The organism is Pseudomonas sp. NPDC089547, assembly GCF_050280665.1.
Taxonomy (GTDB): Bacteria; Pseudomonadota; Gammaproteobacteria; order Pseudomonadales; family Pseudomonadaceae; genus Aquipseudomonas.
This window is the reverse complement of record NZ_JBNNVS010000018.1, coordinates 47,188-66,041: the sequence shown is the minus strand read 5'-3', so window position 1 is coordinate 66,041 and position 18,854 is coordinate 47,188. Positions and strand designations below refer to the sequence as shown.

19 protein-coding genes are annotated in these 18,854 nt (G+C 62.2%); 12 read left to right on the top strand and 7 right to left on the bottom strand.

Features of this window, described 5'->3' with window-relative positions:
• Positions 1-23: 23 nt before the first annotated feature.
• A complete protein-coding gene (locus ACQKPZ_RS14710) occupies positions 24-1,058 on the bottom strand; it encodes a L,D-transpeptidase (RefSeq protein WP_427539208.1) in 1,035 nt (344 codons plus the stop codon).
• Positions 1,059-1,317: 259 nt separating this feature from the next.
• Between ACQKPZ_RS14710 and ACQKPZ_RS14705 the strand changes: the two genes are divergently transcribed.
• The 7 genes from ACQKPZ_RS14705 to ACQKPZ_RS14675 all read left to right on the top strand — a co-directional run bounded on the left by ACQKPZ_RS14705 (position 1,318) and on the right by ACQKPZ_RS14675 (position 9,361).
• Positions 1,318-2,838 (top strand): NCS1 family nucleobase:cation symporter-1, encoded by a 1,521-nt coding sequence (locus tag ACQKPZ_RS14705; RefSeq protein ID WP_427539206.1) that lies wholly within the window; start codon positions 1,318-1,320, stop codon positions 2,836-2,838.
• 85 nt (positions 2,839-2,923) lie between these two features.
• Complete coding sequence (locus ACQKPZ_RS14700; protein WP_427539204.1) at positions 2,924-3,325, top strand: GFA family protein; 402 nt, start codon at positions 2,924-2,926, stop codon at positions 3,323-3,325.
• A gap of 137 nt (positions 3,326-3,462) precedes the next feature.
• Entirely contained in the window at positions 3,463-3,792 is a 330-nt protein-coding gene (locus ACQKPZ_RS14695; protein ID WP_427539202.1) for a hypothetical protein, read from the top strand.
• Between the two features lie 207 nt (positions 3,793-3,999).
• Complete coding sequence (locus tag ACQKPZ_RS14690; protein ID WP_427539199.1) at positions 4,000-4,869, top strand: AraC family transcriptional regulator; 870 nt, start codon at positions 4,000-4,002, stop codon at positions 4,867-4,869.
• 135 nt (positions 4,870-5,004) lie between these two features.
• Positions 5,005-6,006 (top strand): tRNA dihydrouridine(20/20a) synthase DusA, encoded by a 1,002-nt coding sequence (gene dusA / locus ACQKPZ_RS14685; RefSeq protein WP_427539196.1) that lies wholly within the window; start codon positions 5,005-5,007, stop codon positions 6,004-6,006.
• Positions 6,007-6,362: 356 nt separating this feature from the next.
• Entirely contained in the window at positions 6,363-7,289 is a 927-nt protein-coding gene (gene tal, locus ACQKPZ_RS14680) for a transaldolase (RefSeq protein WP_427539193.1), read from the top strand.
• Between the two features lie 221 nt (positions 7,290-7,510).
• Positions 7,511-9,361: an alkaline phosphatase D family protein gene (locus ACQKPZ_RS14675; RefSeq protein WP_427539190.1), complete on the top strand. Its 1,851-nt coding sequence runs from the start codon at positions 7,511-7,513 to the stop codon at positions 9,359-9,361.
• Positions 9,362-9,373: 12 nt separating this feature from the next.
• Here the strand turns inward: ACQKPZ_RS14675 and rssC are convergent, their stop codons facing one another.
• Together rssC and rssB are read right to left on the bottom strand one after the other, a co-directional pair.
• The gene (gene rssC, locus ACQKPZ_RS14670) at positions 9,374-9,856 is read right to left on the bottom strand and encodes an anti-sigma factor antagonist RssC (protein WP_019096598.1); all 483 of its coding nucleotides are present in this window, start codon (positions 9,854-9,856) and stop codon (positions 9,374-9,376) included.
• A complete protein-coding gene (rssB, locus tag ACQKPZ_RS14665; protein WP_391132622.1) occupies positions 9,853-11,034 on the bottom strand; it encodes a two-component system response regulator RssB in 1,182 nt (393 codons plus the stop codon). The genes rssC and rssB overlap by 4 nt, the downstream gene beginning before the upstream one ends.
• Before the next feature lie 281 nt (positions 11,035-11,315).
• Here rssB and ACQKPZ_RS14660 point away from each other — a divergent pair, with 281 nt between their 5' ends.
• A complete protein-coding gene (locus ACQKPZ_RS14660) occupies positions 11,316-11,615 on the top strand; it encodes a PilZ domain-containing protein (protein WP_427539187.1) in 300 nt (99 codons plus the stop codon).
• Between the two features lie 166 nt (positions 11,616-11,781).
• Here the strand turns inward: ACQKPZ_RS14660 and ACQKPZ_RS14655 are convergent, their stop codons facing one another.
• Positions 11,782-12,489, bottom strand: coding sequence for an MlaA family lipoprotein (locus ACQKPZ_RS14655; protein WP_264362440.1), 708 nt, complete (start codon positions 12,487-12,489; stop codon positions 11,782-11,784).
• A gap of 201 nt (positions 12,490-12,690) precedes the next feature.
• Between ACQKPZ_RS14655 and ACQKPZ_RS14650 the strand changes: the two genes are divergently transcribed.
• Positions 12,691-13,257: a phosphonoacetaldehyde phosphonohydrolase-related protein gene (locus ACQKPZ_RS14650; protein WP_427539184.1), complete on the top strand. Its 567-nt coding sequence runs from the start codon at positions 12,691-12,693 to the stop codon at positions 13,255-13,257.
• Between the two features lie 122 nt (positions 13,258-13,379).
• Positions 13,380-13,643, top strand: coding sequence for a DUF4404 family protein (locus ACQKPZ_RS14645; protein ID WP_427539181.1), 264 nt, complete (start codon positions 13,380-13,382; stop codon positions 13,641-13,643).
• Between the two features lie 141 nt (positions 13,644-13,784).
• On the opposite strand, the gene queF is transcribed toward ACQKPZ_RS14645, so the two are convergent.
• Together queF and ACQKPZ_RS14635 are read right to left on the bottom strand one after the other, a co-directional pair.
• Positions 13,785-14,615, bottom strand: a complete 831-nt coding sequence (gene queF, locus ACQKPZ_RS14640) for an NADPH-dependent 7-cyano-7-deazaguanine reductase QueF (RefSeq protein ID WP_391132533.1) — start codon at positions 14,613-14,615, stop codon at positions 13,785-13,787.
• Between the two features lie 67 nt (positions 14,616-14,682).
• Positions 14,683-15,207: a cupredoxin domain-containing protein gene (locus tag ACQKPZ_RS14635; protein WP_427539178.1), complete on the bottom strand. Its 525-nt coding sequence runs from the start codon at positions 15,205-15,207 to the stop codon at positions 14,683-14,685.
• Between the two features lie 178 nt (positions 15,208-15,385).
• On the opposite strand from ACQKPZ_RS14635, the gene cinR reads away from it, so the two are divergent.
• Both cinR and ACQKPZ_RS14625 read left to right on the top strand, forming a co-directional pair.
• Positions 15,386-16,066: a two-component system response regulator CinR gene (cinR, locus tag ACQKPZ_RS14630; RefSeq protein ID WP_427539175.1), complete on the top strand. Its 681-nt coding sequence runs from the start codon at positions 15,386-15,388 to the stop codon at positions 16,064-16,066.
• Positions 16,066-17,415: a heavy metal sensor histidine kinase gene (locus ACQKPZ_RS14625; RefSeq protein WP_427539172.1), complete on the top strand. Its 1,350-nt coding sequence runs from the start codon at positions 16,066-16,068 to the stop codon at positions 17,413-17,415. Before cinR ends, ACQKPZ_RS14625 begins: the two co-directional genes overlap by 1 nt.
• 143 nt (positions 17,416-17,558) lie before the next feature.
• Here the strand turns inward: ACQKPZ_RS14625 and ACQKPZ_RS14620 are convergent, their stop codons facing one another.
• Positions 17,559-18,800, bottom strand: a complete 1,242-nt coding sequence (locus ACQKPZ_RS14620; protein WP_427539169.1) for a lipoprotein-releasing ABC transporter permease subunit — start codon at positions 18,798-18,800, stop codon at positions 17,559-17,561.
• Positions 18,801-18,854 lie beyond the last annotated feature (54 nt).

Here is an 18,854-nt window from a genome sequence, read left to right as displayed (position 1 = left end):
CTTGATTTCTACAGAATTGCCGATCATTTCTTGACCAATGGTTTAACTTCCTTACTGCCTTCGGTGCTGATTACCGTGAATTTCCCGTCGCTGCGGGTATCCCGGGTGGACGCCCAGTCGGTGATCACCAGCATGGTGCCAACATCCATCGCCGCACGTAGATGGCGGCGAAACTCCGGGTTGATGTCCAGTTGGCCCAATTGTTCATAGGGCGTATTCCCATATTCCGGGTTGCTCAGCCCCACCACTGACCAATGCAAGGGCAGCCCGCCGTCGACTGCAAGGCTGGACGGTTTTTGCAGCAGGGAATACACCGCCATTCCGCTACGATGCTGGCTGCTTTGCAGCGAAAGTGCGGGGGCGGAACCGACCAGCTGGCCACCGCGATACACATAGGCCCGCATGTCGGCGCGGCTGACCAGGATCGACAATGGCCCTGAGGCAGGGTCCGGGTCGTCCCAGAACTGCTGGTTGTTCAACACCAGCGGCCCTTGGGCTTTGCCTTCGCTGACCGTAGGCGCCAGCACGCCAGGGTGGTAGACCTCCACCGGTGCACTGTGGGTGTCGGAAACGATAACCGTGGTCGAACTGAAGCCGGTGACCTCATACAGCTTTTTGGCAAACGCCAGCGGCAGGCGCACGCAACCATGCGACGCGGGGTAACCCGGCAGGTGGCCGGCGTGCAGGGCGATGCCATCCCACGTCAGGCGCTCCATGTACGGCATCGGCGCGCTGTTGTAGAGGCTGGATTTGTGCTCGACCTTTTTCTGCAGAATGCTGAATACACCGGTGGGCGTTTCACGGCCTGCCTTGCCGCTGCTCACAGTGCTGACGCCGATGGCGATGCCATTGCGATACACGTAGGCACGTTGCTCGGTAAGGCTCACCACAACGGTTACCGGCCCCACCGGCGAGACCTGCGGGTACCAGAGAAACTGGCCAGGCTTGAGGCTGTCGAGCTGGTGCCTGAGTTCGGTCGGCGTGGGCACCTGCAGGGGTGCCGCTTCGACCAGGGCGGCGGCAAGCAACAGGCTCAGCCCGAGCGATACATGCAACATCGAATAATCCCTCTTCGATCCCTGCTGCCAGCTTAGTCGGAACGCGCCGCACAAAGCCACCTGCCCCCTGCATTCCTCGTGCGTGGTAACAAATGAGCACAGCAAGTGTGCACAAAATTCCCAACTCGCCGCTCACGCCATACCGGAAAAAGCCGAAAGAGACCTGCGCGCCCAGCATTCATTGGCGCCCGTGGCTTGGTACGAATCTTGTTTGTATACAAATCCAACAATAAAAGTACACAACCATCACGAGGTCCCGATGGCGTCGATTTCGCGTTCCGATGTTAGCCCACCTGATACGCTCCCCACCGACACGACCGAGCCCGGCCAGCTGGCGTTGAGCCCGCGCCTGTACAGTGCCGACCTTGCCCCGACCCGCGCGGCGAACCGTACCTGGGGGCGCTACAGCCTGTTTGCGCTGTGGACCAACGACGTGCACAACATCGCCAACTACTCCTTCGCCATCGGCCTGTTCGCCCTGGGCATGAGCGGCGCGCAGATCCTCGCCGCCTTCGCGCTCGGCGCGCTGGTGATCTACGGCCTGATGAACCTGTCCGGCTACATGGGCCAGAAAACCGGCCTGCCCTACCCCGTCCTGTGCCGGATCAGCTTCGGCATCCATGGTGCGCAGATCCCGGCACTGATCCGTGCGGTCATCGCCATCGCCTGGTTCGGCATCCAGACCTACCTTGCCTCGGTGGTTTTGCGCGTTCTGCTGACTGCCCTGGCTCCAGACCTCAAGGCGTATGACCAGGATTCGATCCTGGGCCTGTCGACGTTGGGCTGGGTCACCTTCCTCGGCATCTGGTGCGTGCAGGTGGCGATTTTCGCCTACGGCATGGAGATGGTGCGCCGCTTCGAGTCCATCACCGGGCCCATCATTCTGGTCGCCTTCACCGGCCTTGCGGGCTGGATGTACTGGCGCAGTGGCCTGTCGATTTCCTGGTCCAGCGGCAACGCACCAACCGGCACCACAATGTGGCTGAAGGTGCTGGGTGCGGCTGCCTTGTGGGTCTCGCTGTATGGCACCATGATCCTCAACTTCTGCGACTTTACCCGCAACTGCCCGGACCGGCGCACCATCAGCGTGGGCAACTTCTGGGGGCTGCCAGTGAACATGCTCGGCTTCGCGCTGATCGCGGTAGTACTGGCCGGTGCGCAGTTCAGCATCGACGGCAAACTGGTGCAGAGCCCGACTGAAATCGTCGCCGCCATACCCAACACCGCTGGCCTGGTGCTTGCCTGCCTGGCGTTCCTGATCGTTACCGTGGCGGTGAACATCATGGCCAACTTCGTCGCCCCGGCCTACGTGCTGGCCAACCTGGCGCCAAACCTGCTCACCTTCCGCCGCGCCGGCTTGCTCAGCGCTGCCATCGCGGTGGTGATCCTGCCCTGGCACCTGTACAACAGCCCGTCGGTAATCGTGTATTTCCTCGGCGGCCTGGGCGCGCTGCTTGGCCCTTTGTACGGCATCATCGTCACCGACTACTACCTGGTACGCCGCAGCCGCGTGAACCTGCCGCAGTTGTATAGCGAAAGTTCACAGGCTGCCTATCACTACAGCGGCGGGGTCAACCTGCGCGCCGTCGCGGCATTTATCCCGGCTGCGCTGATCGCCATCGTGCTGGCGCTGGTACCGGCGTTTGATACGTTGTCGCAGTTTTCCTGGTTCTTCGGCGCTGGCCTGGGCGGGTTGATCCATTACGCCATTGCCAACCGCAGTGCCCGCTACGCCGACGTTTCTGGCGAAAGCATTGCGGTGGACAGCGCGCAGCATTGATCGCGGGCAAAGGCCCGGCAGTGGCCAGTCGACTGATCACGCCAAGGCAGTTACGCTGGCGCTTTCCACCTGCACGGAAGCGCCAGTGATCGATACCTATGAAGGAAGCTGCCTGTGCGCAGCGGTCAGTTACCTGCTACTCACCCCGCCAAAGGCGGTTAGCCACTGCCATTGCAGCCAGTGCCGCAAAAGCCACGGGGCCGCGTTTGCTTCGTACGGGAGCGTTCCGCGCAGCCAACTGCGAATACTGCGCGGTGCTACCAGCCTCAAGAAATTTGCCTCTTCACCCACGGTAGTGCGCGAGTTCTGCGGCGAATGCGGCTCGAGCCTGTTCTGGTCGCGCACCCACGGTGAGTTTGCCGACTGGGTGTCGGTTGCGCTGGGCACACTCGATACGCCGTTCCTGCCCAGGAAGCAGAAGCAGGTTCATATTGATTCTGCTGCCCCCTGGTATGCCCCCATCAGCGGCGTTACCCACACCAGCTGACATTGCAAAGCAGCTTGATATCCGTATGCTTGCGCCTGCCCAAGGATGGGTGCCTGTGGCGCTCACCGGGTTCTGACACGCGGGCCAGCATAAAGTGGCCTGCAACCCCGATACACACCAACCGATAAGGAAATCCCATGCGTAAATTCAAGTTCGTGCTGGCAGCGTTGCCATTTTTTGTACTGGCCGGCTGCGGCAACGACGCCCTGGAAGGCACCTACGAAGCGACCACCACTGTGATGGGTTTCAAAAGCCCAAAGCAGACATGGGAGTTTTCCAAGGACTACATCATGACCAACGGCAGCAAGGTCAAGGTTGAGGAATGGGAACGCAAGGATGATGTAGTCACTGCACGCAACAAGGACGGGCTTGCGCTGATCAACGTTCGCGTGCTGGACGGCGGCAAGCGTCTGGAAGGTGTAGGCGGCAGTGACATGGCCAAGAATGAGTTCGTGCGGGTTGACTGATCGGCCTGCCAGATAGCGTCACTGGGGCTGCTGCGCAGCTCCTTGACGCTTGGCATACACGACTGACGCGCCCCCTCGAGCACCGGCAACGCCGGTGCCATCCACCACATGGTCAAGACACTCCCGCAGAGAGCAATCACGGCTAGGCATCTCGATGCCTGAACAACGGATGCTAGCGCTCACCGCACCTTCCGGAGATTCCGTTCGTTGACTGACTCACAGCACAACCCGACCTACGCAAAACGGTTCGAAGCCGTGCTTGCCTACATCGACAGCCACCTCGAAGGCGACCTGTCGGTGGCTGCCCTTAGCCGCATCGCCAGCTTCTCGGCGTTTCACTTCCATCGGCAGTTCACGGCATACATGGGCGTACCGGTTTCACGGTATGTGCAACTGATGAGGCTTCGACGGGCAGCGCATCAACTGGCGGCCTCGCCTGCCATCTCGGTGCTGGAAGCCTCCTTCAGCGCCGGCTTCGAAAGCCCCGAAGCCTTTGCCAGGGCGTTCAAGCGCGCGTTTGGCATGGCACCGAGCGCGTTCGCCAAGGCCCCGAACTGGCAGGCCTGGAGTGCGGTATTCGTTGTTCCTCACCTTTCCAGGAGTATCACCATGCAAATCCGTATCGTGGATTTCGCCGAAACCCGCGTGGCCGCGCTCGAACATCGCGGGGCGCCCGGCCTGGTCGGCGAAAGCGTCGCGCGCTTTCGCCAATGGCGCATGCAGAGCGGCCAATCGCCGGTGGCCAGCAGCCGCACCTTCGGCATCCCCTACGACAACCCCGACACCACCCCGGCGCACGCCTTTCGCTTCGCGGTTTGCGGCGAAATGGATGAAGCCGTGCAACCCAATGAATTCGGCGTGCATGAACGGGTCATTCCGGCGGGGCGTTGCGCCGTGGTTCGGCATATCGGCTCGCCTGACTACATCGGCGAAACCATCTATCCGATTTATCGGGACTGGTTGCCTTCTAGCGATGAAGAGTTGCGCGATCATCCGTTGTTTTTTCACTACCTGAGCGTGTATCCGGAAACGCCGTTGGAGGAATGGCAGACGGATATCTATGTGCCGCTGAAGTAGTTTCGGCCATGGGCAGTGGGCAAAGCCAACCATCACCAGGCCAGACGCATGGCAGGCCAAGTTGGTAAACTATGCCCATTCCCCAAATCCACCCGCCGCCGGGTAACCGAGCCGGGTATTAGATACGTGCCCCAGATGCCCCAAGAATCAGCTGTACTTCAACGTGCGGAGCCTTCCCGCCGGTTTTCCGTTGCCCCCATGATGGACTGGACAGACCGCCACTGCCGGTTCTTCCTGCGCCTTCTCTCCAAGCAAACCCTGCTCTACACCGAAATGGTCACCACCGGTGCCCTGCTGCACAACGACGCCCACCGCTTCCTGCGCCACGATGCCTCCGAGCACCCGCTGGCGCTGCAACTGGGCGGCAGCGTGCCTGCCGACCTGGCGGCCTGCGCACGCCTGGCCGAGGACGCGGGCTACGACGAGGTCAACCTCAACGTCGGCTGCCCGAGTGACCGGGTGCAGAACAACATGATCGGCGCCTGCCTGATGGCGCACCCGGCGCTGGTGGCCGATTGCGTGAAGGCCATGCGTGACGCGGTGTCGACTCCGGTGACGGTCAAGCACCGCATCGGCATCAATGGCCGCGACAGCTATGCCGAACTGTGCGACTTCGTCGGGCAGGTGCGCGAGGCTGGCTGCCGCAGTTTTACCGTGCATGCGCGCATCGCCATTCTGGAGGGGCTTTCGCCGAAGGAAAACCGCGAGATCCCGCCACTGCGCTATGACGTGGCGGCGCAACTGAAGGCAGACTTCCCGGACCTGGAAATCGTGCTCAACGGCGGGATCAAGACCCTGGACGAATGCCAGGCGCACCTCGGAACGTTTGACGGCGTGATGCTGGGGCGCGAGGCGTATCACAACCCTTACCTGCTGGCCGAGGTGGACCAGCAGCTGTTTGGCAGCGATGCACCGGTGGTCAGCCGTAGTGAGGCGCTGGCACAGCTGCGGCCTTATATTGTTGCGCATATGGAGAGCGGTGGCGCCATGCACCACGTTACCCGGCACATCCTTGGGCTGGCCCAAGGCTTCAAGGGTGCGCGGCGGTTCCGCCAGTTGCTGTCGGCAGACATTCACAAGGCGGCGGAGCCGTTGGCGGTGTTTGACCAGGCGGTGGAGTTGTTGCAAGGGCGGTGATTCAGCTGAACGGGCACAGCGGTTTCCTCCCGCAGGGTACCGCCGAGGTCAAGTATGTGCAGATCCTGTGGGAGCGAGCATGCTCGCGAAGCAGACGACGCGGTGCATGGCACCGGCTTCGCCGGTGTTCGCGGGCGCGTCCGCTCCCACAAGGGTGGGGCGCAGACCTGAGTATCTTGTGTAAGCCAGTGGCATCCACAACCGCCCATGCATGCAGTTGCGGAACCTCACGACAACTGGCGACTCGAATCTTCACCTTCGCACCGCCCTTCGTGGGCGCGCCCGCGCCTACAGGCCCTTGAGCGGCCGCCGGGGCTCGGGTAATGTCGAGTAAATGCACAGGACAGAGCACGCCCATGACCTCCAAGCTGGAACAACTCAAGCAGTTCACCACCGTGGTCGCCGACACCGGGGACCTGGACGCTATCACCCGCCTGAAACCGGTCGATGCCACCACCAACCCGTCGCTGCTGCTGAAGGCCGCCGCCATCCCGGGCTATGCCGACTTGCTCAAGCAGGTAGGGGCCGATGCCAAGGGCAATGTCGACCTGGCCTGCGACAAGTTCGCAGTGGCAGTGGGGTCGGGCATCCTCAAGGTCATTCCGGGGCGTATCTCCACCGAGGTGGATGCACGCCTGTCGTTCGATGAGCCGGCCCTGCTGGCCAAGGCGCGCAAGCTGATCGAACTGTACGAAGCGGCCGGCGTCGGCCGCGACCGTGTGCTGATAAAGCTGGCCTCCACCTGGGAAGGTATCCGCGCTGCCGAGAAGCTGGAGAAAGAAGGCATTCAGACCAACCTCACCCTGCTGTTCTCTTTCGCCCAGGCCCAGGCCTGTGCCGATGCCGGGGTGTTCCTGATCTCGCCGTTCGTGGGCCGCATCTACGACTGGCACAAGAAGAGCACCGGCCAGGAATACGTAGGCGCCGAAGACCCGGGTGTGCAGTCGGTCACGCGCATTTACAACTACTACAAGGCCAATGGTTACAACACCGTGGTCATGGGCGCCAGCTTCCGCAATATCGGCCAGATTGAACAGTTGGCCGGTTGCGACCGCCTCACCATCAGCCCCGAACTGTTACAGCAGCTGAGCGATGACCAAGGTGAATTGCCGCGGGTGCTGAAGCCGGGCAATGCTGGCGAGTCCAAGCAGCAGCTGAGTGAAAGCCAGTTCCGCTGGGCGATGAACGAAGATGCCATGGGTACCGAGAAGCTGGCCGAAGGCATCCGCCAGTTTGCGCGGGACCAGGAAAAACTGGAGAAAGTGATGGCTGAAAAAGCCTGATACATATCGGGTTTGCCTGACGGGCGGGAAGTGTTCAGCATTTTCCGCCCGTTTTGTTTTCCCTGGCACTAGATGTGTACTGAATTCCAGGGCCTCTTCGCGGGCAAGCCCGCTCCCACAGGGAACACCACAGGCCTGAATTTGGCGCTGTACCTGTGGGAGCGGGTTTATCGAGGCGTCGAACCGCCGCGAAGAGGCCCGCATAGCCACCCGAGCTGTCGATGACCTCCCCTACCCCGTTGCCCCTAGTACTCACCGGCCCGGTACTGCGCCGCCTGGAACCCCAGCGCCTGGCCGTCTGGCTGGTCGCCACCCAACCGCTGCAACCTGAATTCACCTGCCCGGCCAGCCAGGCACAGGTCGATTGCCAGGTTATCCCGGTCGGCAAGCACGCCTTCATCCACCTGCTTGATATCCACTTCACCGATCCCCTGCCCTGCAACCAGTTGCTCGACTACGACCTGATCATCAACGGTCAAGGCATCGCCGGCTGGGCGCCACACTTGCTCTACCCAGGCAGCAAACGCCCAAACCTGGTACTGCGCGACCGCCTTGACCATTTGCTGCACGGCTCCTGCCGCAAGCCACACCACCCCGCCGCCGACGGCCTGTTGTGCGCCGACCGCCTTCTGCTGGCCTGCGAGCAACCTGAACAGCGCCCGGCCGTGCTACTGATGACCGGCGATCAGGTGTATGCCGACGATGTCGCCGGCCCCATGCTGCGTGCAATTCATGGGCTGATCGCACGCCTGGGTTTGTTCGACGAGCAGCTTGAAGGTGCGGTAGTGCCCGACAGCCAGGCGCTGTACCAGCACCCGGCCAGCTACTACCACCGCGCCGACCTGCTGCCGGCGCAGGAACACAATGAAAGCCTGCGCGAGCGCTTTTTTGGTGGCAAGCGCAAGCCGATTTTCTCCTCCAGCAACGCCGACAACCACCTTGTGACCTTCGCCGAGGTGATGGCCATGTACCTGCTGGTGTGGTCGCCAGTGCCTTGGCAGCTAGTGGACATGGACATGCCCAGCGGCCTCACCGACCAGCGCCAGGCCCGTTACCAGCAGGAATTGCCACTGATCCGGGCGTTTGCCGAAAACCTCGGCCAAGTGGCGCGGGTGATGGCCCACCTGCCCTGCCTGATGATCTTCGATGACCACGACATCACCGACGACTGGAACCTCTCGGCACAGTGGGAACAAACCGCCTACCGCCATCCGTTCTCGCGACGGATCATTGGCAATGCCTTGCTCGGCTACCTGCTGTGTCAGGCCTGGGGTAACGACCCTGACGGCTGCGCGCCACTGATCGGCCAATGCCAGCTATTGAACAGCCAGAACCAGGATGAGCTGATAGGCGAACTGCTGCGTTTTCAAGGCTGGCAGTTCAGCCTGCCCACCAACCCGCCACTGCTGGTACTGGACACCCGCACCCGCCGCTGGCGCAGTGAAAGCAGCCTCGCCAAGCCGTCCGGCCTGCTCGACTGGGAGGCACTCAGCGAGTTGCAGCAAGCGCTGCTGGACCACCCTTCGGCGGTTATCGTGTCACCCGCTCCGATCTTTGGCGTGAAGCTGATCGAAACAGTGCAGAAAGTGTTCAGCTGGCTGGGCTACCCGCTGCTGGTGGATGCCGAGAACTGGATGGCCCACCGGGGTGCGGCGCAGGTCATACTCAACATCTTCCGCCACTCGCGTACACCGGGGCACTACGTGGTGCTGTCCGGGGACGTGCATTATTCGTTCGTCTATGAAGTGCTTATCCGCCACGGCCAGCGCAGCCCGCACTTGTGGCAGGTGACCAGCAGCGGCATCAAGAACGAGTTTCCGCGGCGGTTGCTGGATGTGCTCGACCGGCTCAACCGCTGGCTGTATGCGCCGCGCTCGCCGCTGAACTGGTTTACCAAGCGCCGGGAGATGGAGGTAGTGCCGCGTACGCCCAGCCACAGCAAGGCTGGGGAGCGCTTGTGGAATGGCGCAGGGTTGGGCCAGGTGTTCTTTGATGAACAAGGGCGGCCCGCGTTGGTGTATCAGCTGGATGCCGGCGGTGCTGAAGCGACCGAATTCGTTGCCAGGCAGTAGCCTGGCAACTGGTCAGCTGCGCTCCAGCGCGCTCACCAGGTCATGGAACGCTTCGCGGTTGGAGTCGTTCAAGCCCATGAGGATCTTGTGCGCCTCCAGCACCTTGGAGCGCACCACATCTTCATTCTGGTCCTGCGACGGCAAGTCGGTCAGGCACTCAGGGCAAGGTATCGGACGATCGACGATGTTGAACACCTGATCGAAGCCCATCGACTGCAACAACCGGGAAATATCCGGGTTGGTGGTCACCACGGTCGGCAACAGGCCCACCTTCTGCCGTGAAAGGATCGACAACTTGGCCAGCAGGCCCAAGGTGGTGCTGTCGATACTCTCGGTTTCGGTCAGGTCGATGACAATCGCCGAGAAGTTCAACGCGGTGAATATCTTCTCGATCGTTGCATCCAGCGCCGAACACAGGGTCAGGCGCACTTCACCGACGAACTTCAGTACGAAGGTGCCACTCTGCTCGGCGAACTGGATTCTACCGGTACTCATTGAAGGTTCCTGCTCAACACCAATAGGGCGATATCATCCGGCATCTCCCCAAGCGTAGCCAATCCAAATCGTTGACGCAGCCCATCCAGGCTGCCACCTGCTGCCTTGACGATTTCCGGCAAGGCGGTTTCTTTATCTTTGAGCGTGTGCCCCGGCAAAAGGTCCAGAATGCCATCGGACATCAGCGTAAGGCTGAACTGCGGCGGCAGCTCCACCACCAGGTCCTGGTAGGTCGCCTCGTCGAACAACCCCACCGGCAGGCCACGGCCTTCCAGATAGCGGGTATGCTCGGGGGTGTGCAGCACCGGCAGCGGCAAGTGACCACCCACGGCGTAGGTCAGCAGGCCAGACTCTTCGTCGATCACCCCGCCGACCATGGTGACGTGCTTGCCCAGCTTGCTATTGATCAGCCCTCGGTTGATATGGCTGAGCACTTCCGACGGCTTGAACTCGCGCATCTTGCTGCGCTTGAGCTCGAACATGAGGCGCGTGGTCATGAATTTCAACAGCACGGTCACAAACGCCGACGACGCGCCATGCCCGGAAACATCGGCGAGGTAGAAGGCAATGCGCCGGTCGTCCACGCGGAAGTAATCGACAAAATCACCCGACAGGTACAACGACGGGATGATCTGATGCTCGAAGGCAAAATCGCCTGCCAGCCAAGGGCTTTCCGGCAGCATGTTCATCTGCACCTGGCGACCGGCGGTCTGGTCCTCCTGCAACAGGTGCAGGCTGGCCTCCAGTTCGCGGTTGGCCGCTTCGAGCTTGTCGCGGTAACGCTGGTTTTCCAGCACCAGGCGCGAACGGTCGAGGGCGCGGCGCACCGAATGCTCAAGCACGGCCAGGTCTTCAAGCGGCTTGATCAGGTAGTCCGCAGCGCCCAGGCGCAAAGCTTCCACAGCATCACTCATGACGCCGGCACCTGACACCACGATCACCGGTAACTGGGGCGCACGCTCGCTGACCTGACGGATCAGTTCGAGGCCGCCCATCTGCGGCATGCGCAGATCGCAGATCACGAGATCGGGCTGGTGTTCTTCGAAGACCTGAAGCCCCTGCTGGCCATTACCGGCCTGGAGGACGCTGAAGCCACTGTCTTCAAGATAGGCGGCGAGGCTCGCACGGACCACGTCGTCGTCATCGATAATCAGCAGCGTTGCACTGGTTTTCTGCATGTGGGCGAACGGCGCCGATTTGGGTTTGTGCAGCGGTGTCGGCAAGGCAGACGGCCAGCTACGGGAATTCTTTGTGGTCACACTCTACTTGAGTTGTAGGACAAGAACACCTGACCGGCAACTGTCCGGCAACTGTGAGAGCTACCTTGTAAGGCGCAGACGGTACTCCCATCTGGCAGGCGTTTCAAGCATGCAAGGGCCGACCTCGCCGCTCTTTACAGGGCAAATCACCGGGAGTTATAAGAAAGTGGACCAGCGCAACCCGATGGGAAGGATGCAGCATGCCCCACACGCCCTCCAGCCACAGCGAGAAACGCGATTTCATCCGCATGCGCATCGACACCGAGGTGAACCTGTTGCACCAAGGCCAGGTCATTGCGGCGGTGTGCCTGGACCTGTCCAGCAGCGGTATGCAGGTGCAGGCCCCGCAGCGCTTCCAAGTGGGGGATCATATCGAAGTGAAGATTGATTCCGACCACCCGGCACTGAAAGGGCTGCACGCCAGCACAGAGGTGGTATGGATTGCCGACCAGCCGGGTGGGCAGCAGAAGTTCGGGCTGCGGATTCTGGCTATGCACTGAAGCCGCGCGCAACACCTGTAGGAGCGGCCTTGTGTCGCGATCGGGCCGCGAAGCGGCCCCAGATTTCAGCTTCGCCGCAAAGATTGCCGGGGCCGCTTTGCGGCCCGCTCGCGACACAAGGCCGCTCCTACAGGGGGGCAGCACCGAACCTCAGGATCGCGCGTGATCAGAAGTCGTCTTCGACTTCGCCGTCCTTCACCTTGAACTCGCGGTTCTGCAGGTAGGCGTTGCGAATGAAGATGTACTTGTCACCCTGGATCAGCTTCTCGGCCGACAGCAGGTCGGCACGGGTGTCGATCACGTCCAGCGCGAAGATCGAGTTGCGCGTCGGCACATGGTCGATGTAGCGGTAGGGTTTGGTGTAGGTATCCGGGTACTTGGCCACGCCGTCACGCACCGTGCTTGGGCCCAGCAACGGGATGACCACGTAAGGGCCGCTCGGCACGCCCCAGTAGCCCAGGGTCTGGCCGAAGTCCTCGTCATTGCGCTGCAGGCCCATCTTGGTGCCCACGTCGAAGAAACCGCCCAGGCCGAAGGTGGTGTTGACGATCAACCGCGCAGTGTCCACGCCCGCCGCATGGGGCTTGAGCTGCAGCAGGTCGTTGGCCAGGTTGGTCACATCACCCAGGTTGCGGAAGATGTTGTGGATACCGTCTTCAAGGAACTGCGGAGTAACCGCCTGGTAACCCTTGGCCAATGGCTTCAGGGCATAGGTGTCGAGGGTATCGTTGAAACGGAAGATCGGGCGGTTGACCGCTTCCCAGGGATCCTCCTCGGTGGCTGCCTGGGTGGCTGCCACGGGCGCCAGCAGCATGCTGGCGCAGACACAGGCCTGGGTGACTCGTTCGATCACACTGGCACCGATCCTACGCATAGATGTCTCTCCATCGAATTTCTCGGCCGCAAACGCGCCGGGGCGCGCTGCTGGTAAGGCGGCAGTATAGAGGCTTGCGGCCTGATAAACAGCTTTACACATTTTTGCTCAATATTTTGTGAACAACTGTTGCGCATCAGCCGATGTCACAGAGCGGTAACAATCAGCGAATAGCCTGCGGACTATTTGGGGGAAGTTGCCATGGACGCTGCACCCGCCTTCACTGCTGTGCTGTTCGGCTTGCGCGGCTGCCTGGTACAGGCCATCAATGGCGGCGCCCCCTCGCCCGCCCCCGGGGCCCTGGCTACCCTTGCCAGCCTGCGTCAGCGCCAGGTGCCATGCATCTGGCTGGATGACCTCAACGCCAGCCAAAGCAGGCGCCTGGCCCACGTATTACCCGACTGGCTGCCGGGGCATTCCGTCAACGGCGTACGCTGGCCTGCGCCCAACGCTTGCTGGCAGGCGCTGATGACCCTGGACAGCGAACGCCTGGACGGCTGCGTACTGGTCAGTGGTGACCCGCGCCTGCTGCAATCAGGCCTCAATGCGGGGTTGTGGACCGTGGGCCTGGCTGCCTGCAGCCCGTTCTGCGACCGTAGTTCGCAGCAATGGCAAGCCCTGACCCCGCAGGAACAGGACCTGGCCCGCGGCAAGGCGACGCTGGAGCTGTTCGGCCTGGGCGTGCACTCTGTGATCGACCACCTGGAGGCGCTGGACACCTGCCTGCAGGACATCGCCCAACGCCGGCGCAAGGGTGAAAAACCCTGATACAGCACCTTTGACGCGGATCATGCAAAGCGGCGACAGGTGGATTACGCTGAAGGTAGGCCAGAACCTTTGCCGCTTCGCTGAGGTCCATGGCTTGCCAAGCCATTGATGGAGAACTGCCAATGCCTGCCCGCGAATTGCAAGAGCGCCTGAACAACTTGCGCGAGCAACTGGACCGCAACGTACCGCTTTCGGAAGAAGAGTTGGCCGCGCTGCACGAAGAGGCGCGCCAGATCGAGGCGCAACTGAAACTTGAAGAAGCCACGCCAGACAATAACCTGGTGGATGGCGTGAACCTGGCAATCGAACGTTTCGAGGCCGACCACCCCGACCTCACCGCCACCCTGCGCAGTATTGCCAATTCATTGCACAGCATGGGGATCTGAAACAGCCGGGCTGCTTCGCAGCCCTTTCGCGACACAAGGCCGCTCCTACAGGTACAGCGCAAACCTCTGATCTTGCGCTGTACCTGTAGGAGCGGCCTTGTGTCGCGAAAGGGGCGCAGAGCGCCCCAGCGTACTTGAACCTTACTGCCGCACCAGGCGCTTGTTATCCGGGTTGATCGCCCCGGTGCTACGGTACGGGTTGATATCCAGCCCACCCCGGCGCACATAGCGCGCGTACACCGTCAGGTGCTCCGGCTGCAGCAGGTTCTTCAAATCCAGGTAAATGCGCTCCACGCACTGCTCATGGAAGTCGGCATGCTGGCGGAAGCTGATGAGGTAGGTCAGCAAGCTGGCATGGTCCAGCGCCCTACCCTTGTACTCGACCACCACGCTACCCCAGTCCGGCTGGCCGGTCACCGGGCAGTTCGACTTCAGCAGGTGGCTGTGCAAGGTTTCTTCCACCACCCGCTCCGCGTTGCAATGCAGCAGCTCTGGCTGCGGCTGCTCGTAGTTGCTGATGGCAACGTCCAGCACATCGATGCACTGCCCCGGCAAAGCCGTCACACCCTGGGCCTCGACCTCGGCCAAGGTGCGCACCTTCACGCCTACCGGCTTGCCAGCAGCGGCAGACAGGTCTTTCTCAAGGCAGGCCTGCAGCTCGCCCGGCGAAGCGAACACCGTCTGGTTCAGCGAGTTGAGGTACAGCTTGAACGACTTGGACTCGATGATGTTCGGGGAATCAGCAGGGATGGCGAACTCGCCAATCGCCACCACCGGCTTGCCCGACGGCAGCAGCCAGCTGAGTTCGAAGCAGTTCCAGTAATCCACGCCCTGCCAGGGCAAAGTCTGCGCGGTGACGCCCAGTTCGGCCCACTTGGCGGTACGCGGGATCGGGAACAGCTGTTCCGGGGAGTAGGTGGCGATGTATTCGCTGGACTTGCCCAGCGGGGAATGTTCGGCAGCAGGATGCATGGAAACTGACCTAGAGGTTCGAATTGCCCCTAGTCTACCGGTTTTGCACCCTGCCTTGGAGCGCAAGTCACTCGATGGTCAGTGCCCCGACCATGCCGGCCTGGTAATGCCCCGGTACGTTGCAGGCAAACTCGATGGGCGCCGACTTGCGGAACGTCCAGGTCAGCTCGGCGCGCTGGCCGGGCATTACCAGCACGGTATTGCCGCCGCCATGACCATGGCCGCCACCGTGGTCCATCATCTGGCCGTGGTCCATGCCTTCATGGTTCATGCCTTCATGGTTCATGCCCGCCGTGAACAGCTTGCCCTGCATGGCCACCATTTCCTTCTGGTGTTCGGCGTGCATGGCCTTGTCGCCCAGGTTGAATTCGTGGGGCAGCTTGCCCTCGTTGACCAGCACGAAGCGCACTGTCTCGCCGGCTTTTACCTGCAGGTTCCTGGGCTCGAAGGCAATGTCCTTGAGCACCACGTCTACGGTACGGGTGGCTTTGGCCGCCGGGGCTGGCTCACCGAAGGCGAAGGTTTGCGACTCGCCGGCAAAGGCAGGCAGGCTGGCCAGGGCAAGAGTGGCGGCGATGAACAGGCGTTTCATGATGACTCCGGGGATGCACAACGGGATGCAGCCACATTAGTCAGTGGCGACTGGCAGCTACCTGACAGGCAGATTACAACTTTGTCAGCTTGAGCGACCCTGAAGATCGTCACGTATCATTTCAGCATCACTCGCTCCCACGGGGGCTTTGCATCGCCTGCTGGAGTCAAACCACCTGATGAAACTACTGATCGTCGAAGACCAGGCCCGCACCGGCCAGTACCTGAGCCAGGGCCTGAGCGAGGCCGGTTTTGCCACCGAACTGGCAACCGATGGCGAGACCGGCCAGTTTCTGGCCCTGACTGGCGACCATGACCTGCTGATCCTCGACGTGATGCTGCCCGGCCGGGATGGCTGGCAAATCCTGCAAGCCGTACGCCACGCCGGCCTGGATACGCCTGTCCTGTTCCTTACCGCCCGCGACGCCGTCGAAGACCGGGTGCATGGCCTGGAACTGGGTGCCGACGATTATCTGGTCAAGCCGTTTGCCTTTTCCGAACTGCTGGCCCGGGTGCGCAGCCTGCTGCGCCGTGGCAACAGCCCCAGCCTGGACACCACCCTGGGCCTGGCCGACCTGCGGCTGGACCTGATCCGTCGCCGCGCCGAACGCGCTGGCCAGCGCATTGACCTGACTGCCAAGGAATTCGCCCTGCTCGAACTGTTGCTGCGCCGCCAGGGCGAAGTACTGCCAAAATCGCTGATCGCCTCGCAGGTATGGGACATGAACTTCGACAGCGACACCAATGTGATCGAAGTGGCGATCCGCCGCCTGCGCTTGAAGATCGACGACCCGCACACCCACAAGCTGATCCACACCGTACGCGGCATGGGCTACGTACTTGAAGAGCGCACCGAGTAATGCGTCGGGTTTCCCTTGGCAACCGCCTTGCCCTGTTGTTCGCCGCCTGCACCGCCGCCGTCTCGCTCGGCGCCGGCCTGTTGTTCAGCCGGGCCAGCGAGCAGCACTTCGTTGAACTTGATCAGCAACTGCTGGACTCGCGTCTGTCGCTGCTGCGTACCCAGCTGGCAGGCGTCAGTACGCCTGAAGCGTTACAGGCCCGCCTGCCCGCCCTGCGCGTTGAACTGAGCCACCAGGCCGACCTGGCCCTGCGCATCAGTGGCAACGATGGCGCCACCTGGTTCGAAAGCCGTACCGGGCTGCCGCTGCCCCCCCTGCCCGCCGGGCTGGCCACCCTGCATGCGCCAGGCACCGACTACCGCAGCCTGGCCGTGCACCTGGCGCAGGGCACACCAACGTCGCCGCAACTCACGCTGTACCTCGACATCACTCATCACCAGCACTTCCTGCAAGGCATGCAGCGCTTGATCTGGCTGACGGTCGGCTTGTCTGCGCTGCTCACCGCACTGCTGGGGGCCTGGGCTGCCCGCAGCGGGCTGCGCCCCTTGCGGCAGATGGGCCAGGTGGCCGCCAGCGTGTCGGCACGCTCGCTCACCACCCGCCTGCCGGTGGCGCAAATGCCCGAAGAGCTGGCCGAGCTGGCCAGCAGCATGAATGCCATGCTGCAGCGCCTGGACGATGCCTTCCAACGCCTGTCGGCGTTTTCTGCCGACATCGCCCACGAGTTGCGTACGCCGCTGTCCAACCTGCTGACCCACACACAGGTCACCCTCACCCGCCCGCGCAGCCTGGAGGAATACCGCGAAGCGCTGCATGGCAACCTGGAAGAGCTGCAATGGATGGCGCAGATGATCAACGACATGCTGTTCCTGGCCAAGGCTGACCACGGCCTGCTGGTGCCAGGGCAAGTGCCTTTGGCGTTGCATGAGGAGGTGGATGCGTTGCTGGAGTACTACGCGCCGCTGGCCGAGGACAGTGACGTGCAAATGCTTCGTGAGGGTGAAGCCGTGCTGGACGGTGATCGGCACATGCTGCGCCGGGCACTGTCCAACCTGCTGGATAACGCGCTGCGCTTTACCCCGGCAGGCGGGCAAATCCGGGTGACGCTGGGGCCCGGGCCGAGTATCAGTGTGGCAAACACTGGCGCGGCCATCGACCCCGCTGCTTTACCGCGACTGTTTGACCGTTTTTATCGGGTGGACCCGGCGCGGCGGGAAGGCAGTAGCGAGCATGCGGGGTTGGGTTTGGCGATTACCCGGTCCATCGTGCAGGCCCATGGCGGGCGTATTCGGGCGGAGTGTGACGGTGGCTGGACGCGGTTTGTGATCGAGTTCACTGAAGCTCGGTGAACCGGGGGCTGCTTTGCAGCCCATCGCGACACAAGGCCGCTCCTACAAGGGACCGCGATCCATTAAAGTTGACGCGAACGCTTGTAGGAGCGGCCTTGTGTCGCGACAGGGGCGCAAAGCGCCCCCAACAATCCCACAGGAAACTAGACAGCCAGGCCAATCGCCGGCTGCACCTGCGATGCCCGGTAAGCCGGGTAAATGGTCGCCAGGAAGCTCATCACCAACCCTGCAGCGCAGATCATCACCACATCCCCCCACTGCAACTGCGATGGCAAGCTGCTGACGAAGTACACATCCGAGGTAAAGATGTGCTGCCCGCTCACCCGCTCCAGCCAACCGACGATCTGGCTGACATTAAAAGCGGCAATCACACCCAGTACGCCACCAATCAGCGTGCCGACAATGCCGATCAGGCTGCCCTGGACCATGAACGTGCCCATGATCTGCGCCGGGGTGGCCCCCAAGGTGCGCAGGATGGCAATGTCCGGCCCTTTGTCGTTCACCACCATCACCAGGGTGGCGATGATGTTGAATGCCGCGACTGCAATGATCATCATCAGCAGCAGGCCGATCATCGTCTTTTCCATCTTCATGGCACTGAACAGGCTGCCCTGGGTGTGCGACCAGTCATCGGCGCGGTAGGCATCGCCCAACCCGGCAACAATGGCCTTGGACACCTGCGGCGCGGCATACAGGTCGTGCAGCTTCAGGCGTACGCCCTGCACCTGACCCGGTGCCCAGCGCTGCATCTCGCCGGCGTCGGCCACGTGGATATAGGCCTGCGAACCATCCAGCTCAGCGCCGACCTTGAAGATACCGACCACCGTCAGGCGCTGCATGCGCGGGGTGATACCGCCCGGCTCCTTGCTGATTTCCGGCACGATCAAGGTCAGCTTGTCGCCGGTATTCAGGCGGAAGCGCCGAGCGGTCAGCTCGCCGATGACCACACCGAATTCGCCCGGCTGCAAGTCCTGCAGGCGGCCCTGCACAATGTGCTGGCCAACGATCGAGACCTTGCCCTCTTCGGCCGGGTCGATACCGCCCACCTGGATCGGCTGCATCGCACCCTTGTACGACAGCATGCCCTCCATTTCGGTAATCGGCGCTGCCGCCATCACCGCCGGGTTCTGCATGGCCGCGTCGGCCACCTTGTGCCAGTCGTCCAGCGGCTGCACGCCAAGGATGGCGGCATGCGGCACCAGGCCGAGAATGCGCGAGCTCATTTCGCGCTGGAAGCCGTTCATCACCGACAACACCACGATCATCGCCAGCACGCCCAGCGACAGGCCGATCATCGAGGTCATCGAAATGAACGAGATGAAGTGGTTGCGGCGCTTGGCTCGGGTGTAGCGCGCGCCGATGAAGATGGGCAAGGGTCTGAACATGTACGGAATCACCCAAAGAAAACAGGAAAACGGGGCGGCACCTGCCACCCCGGG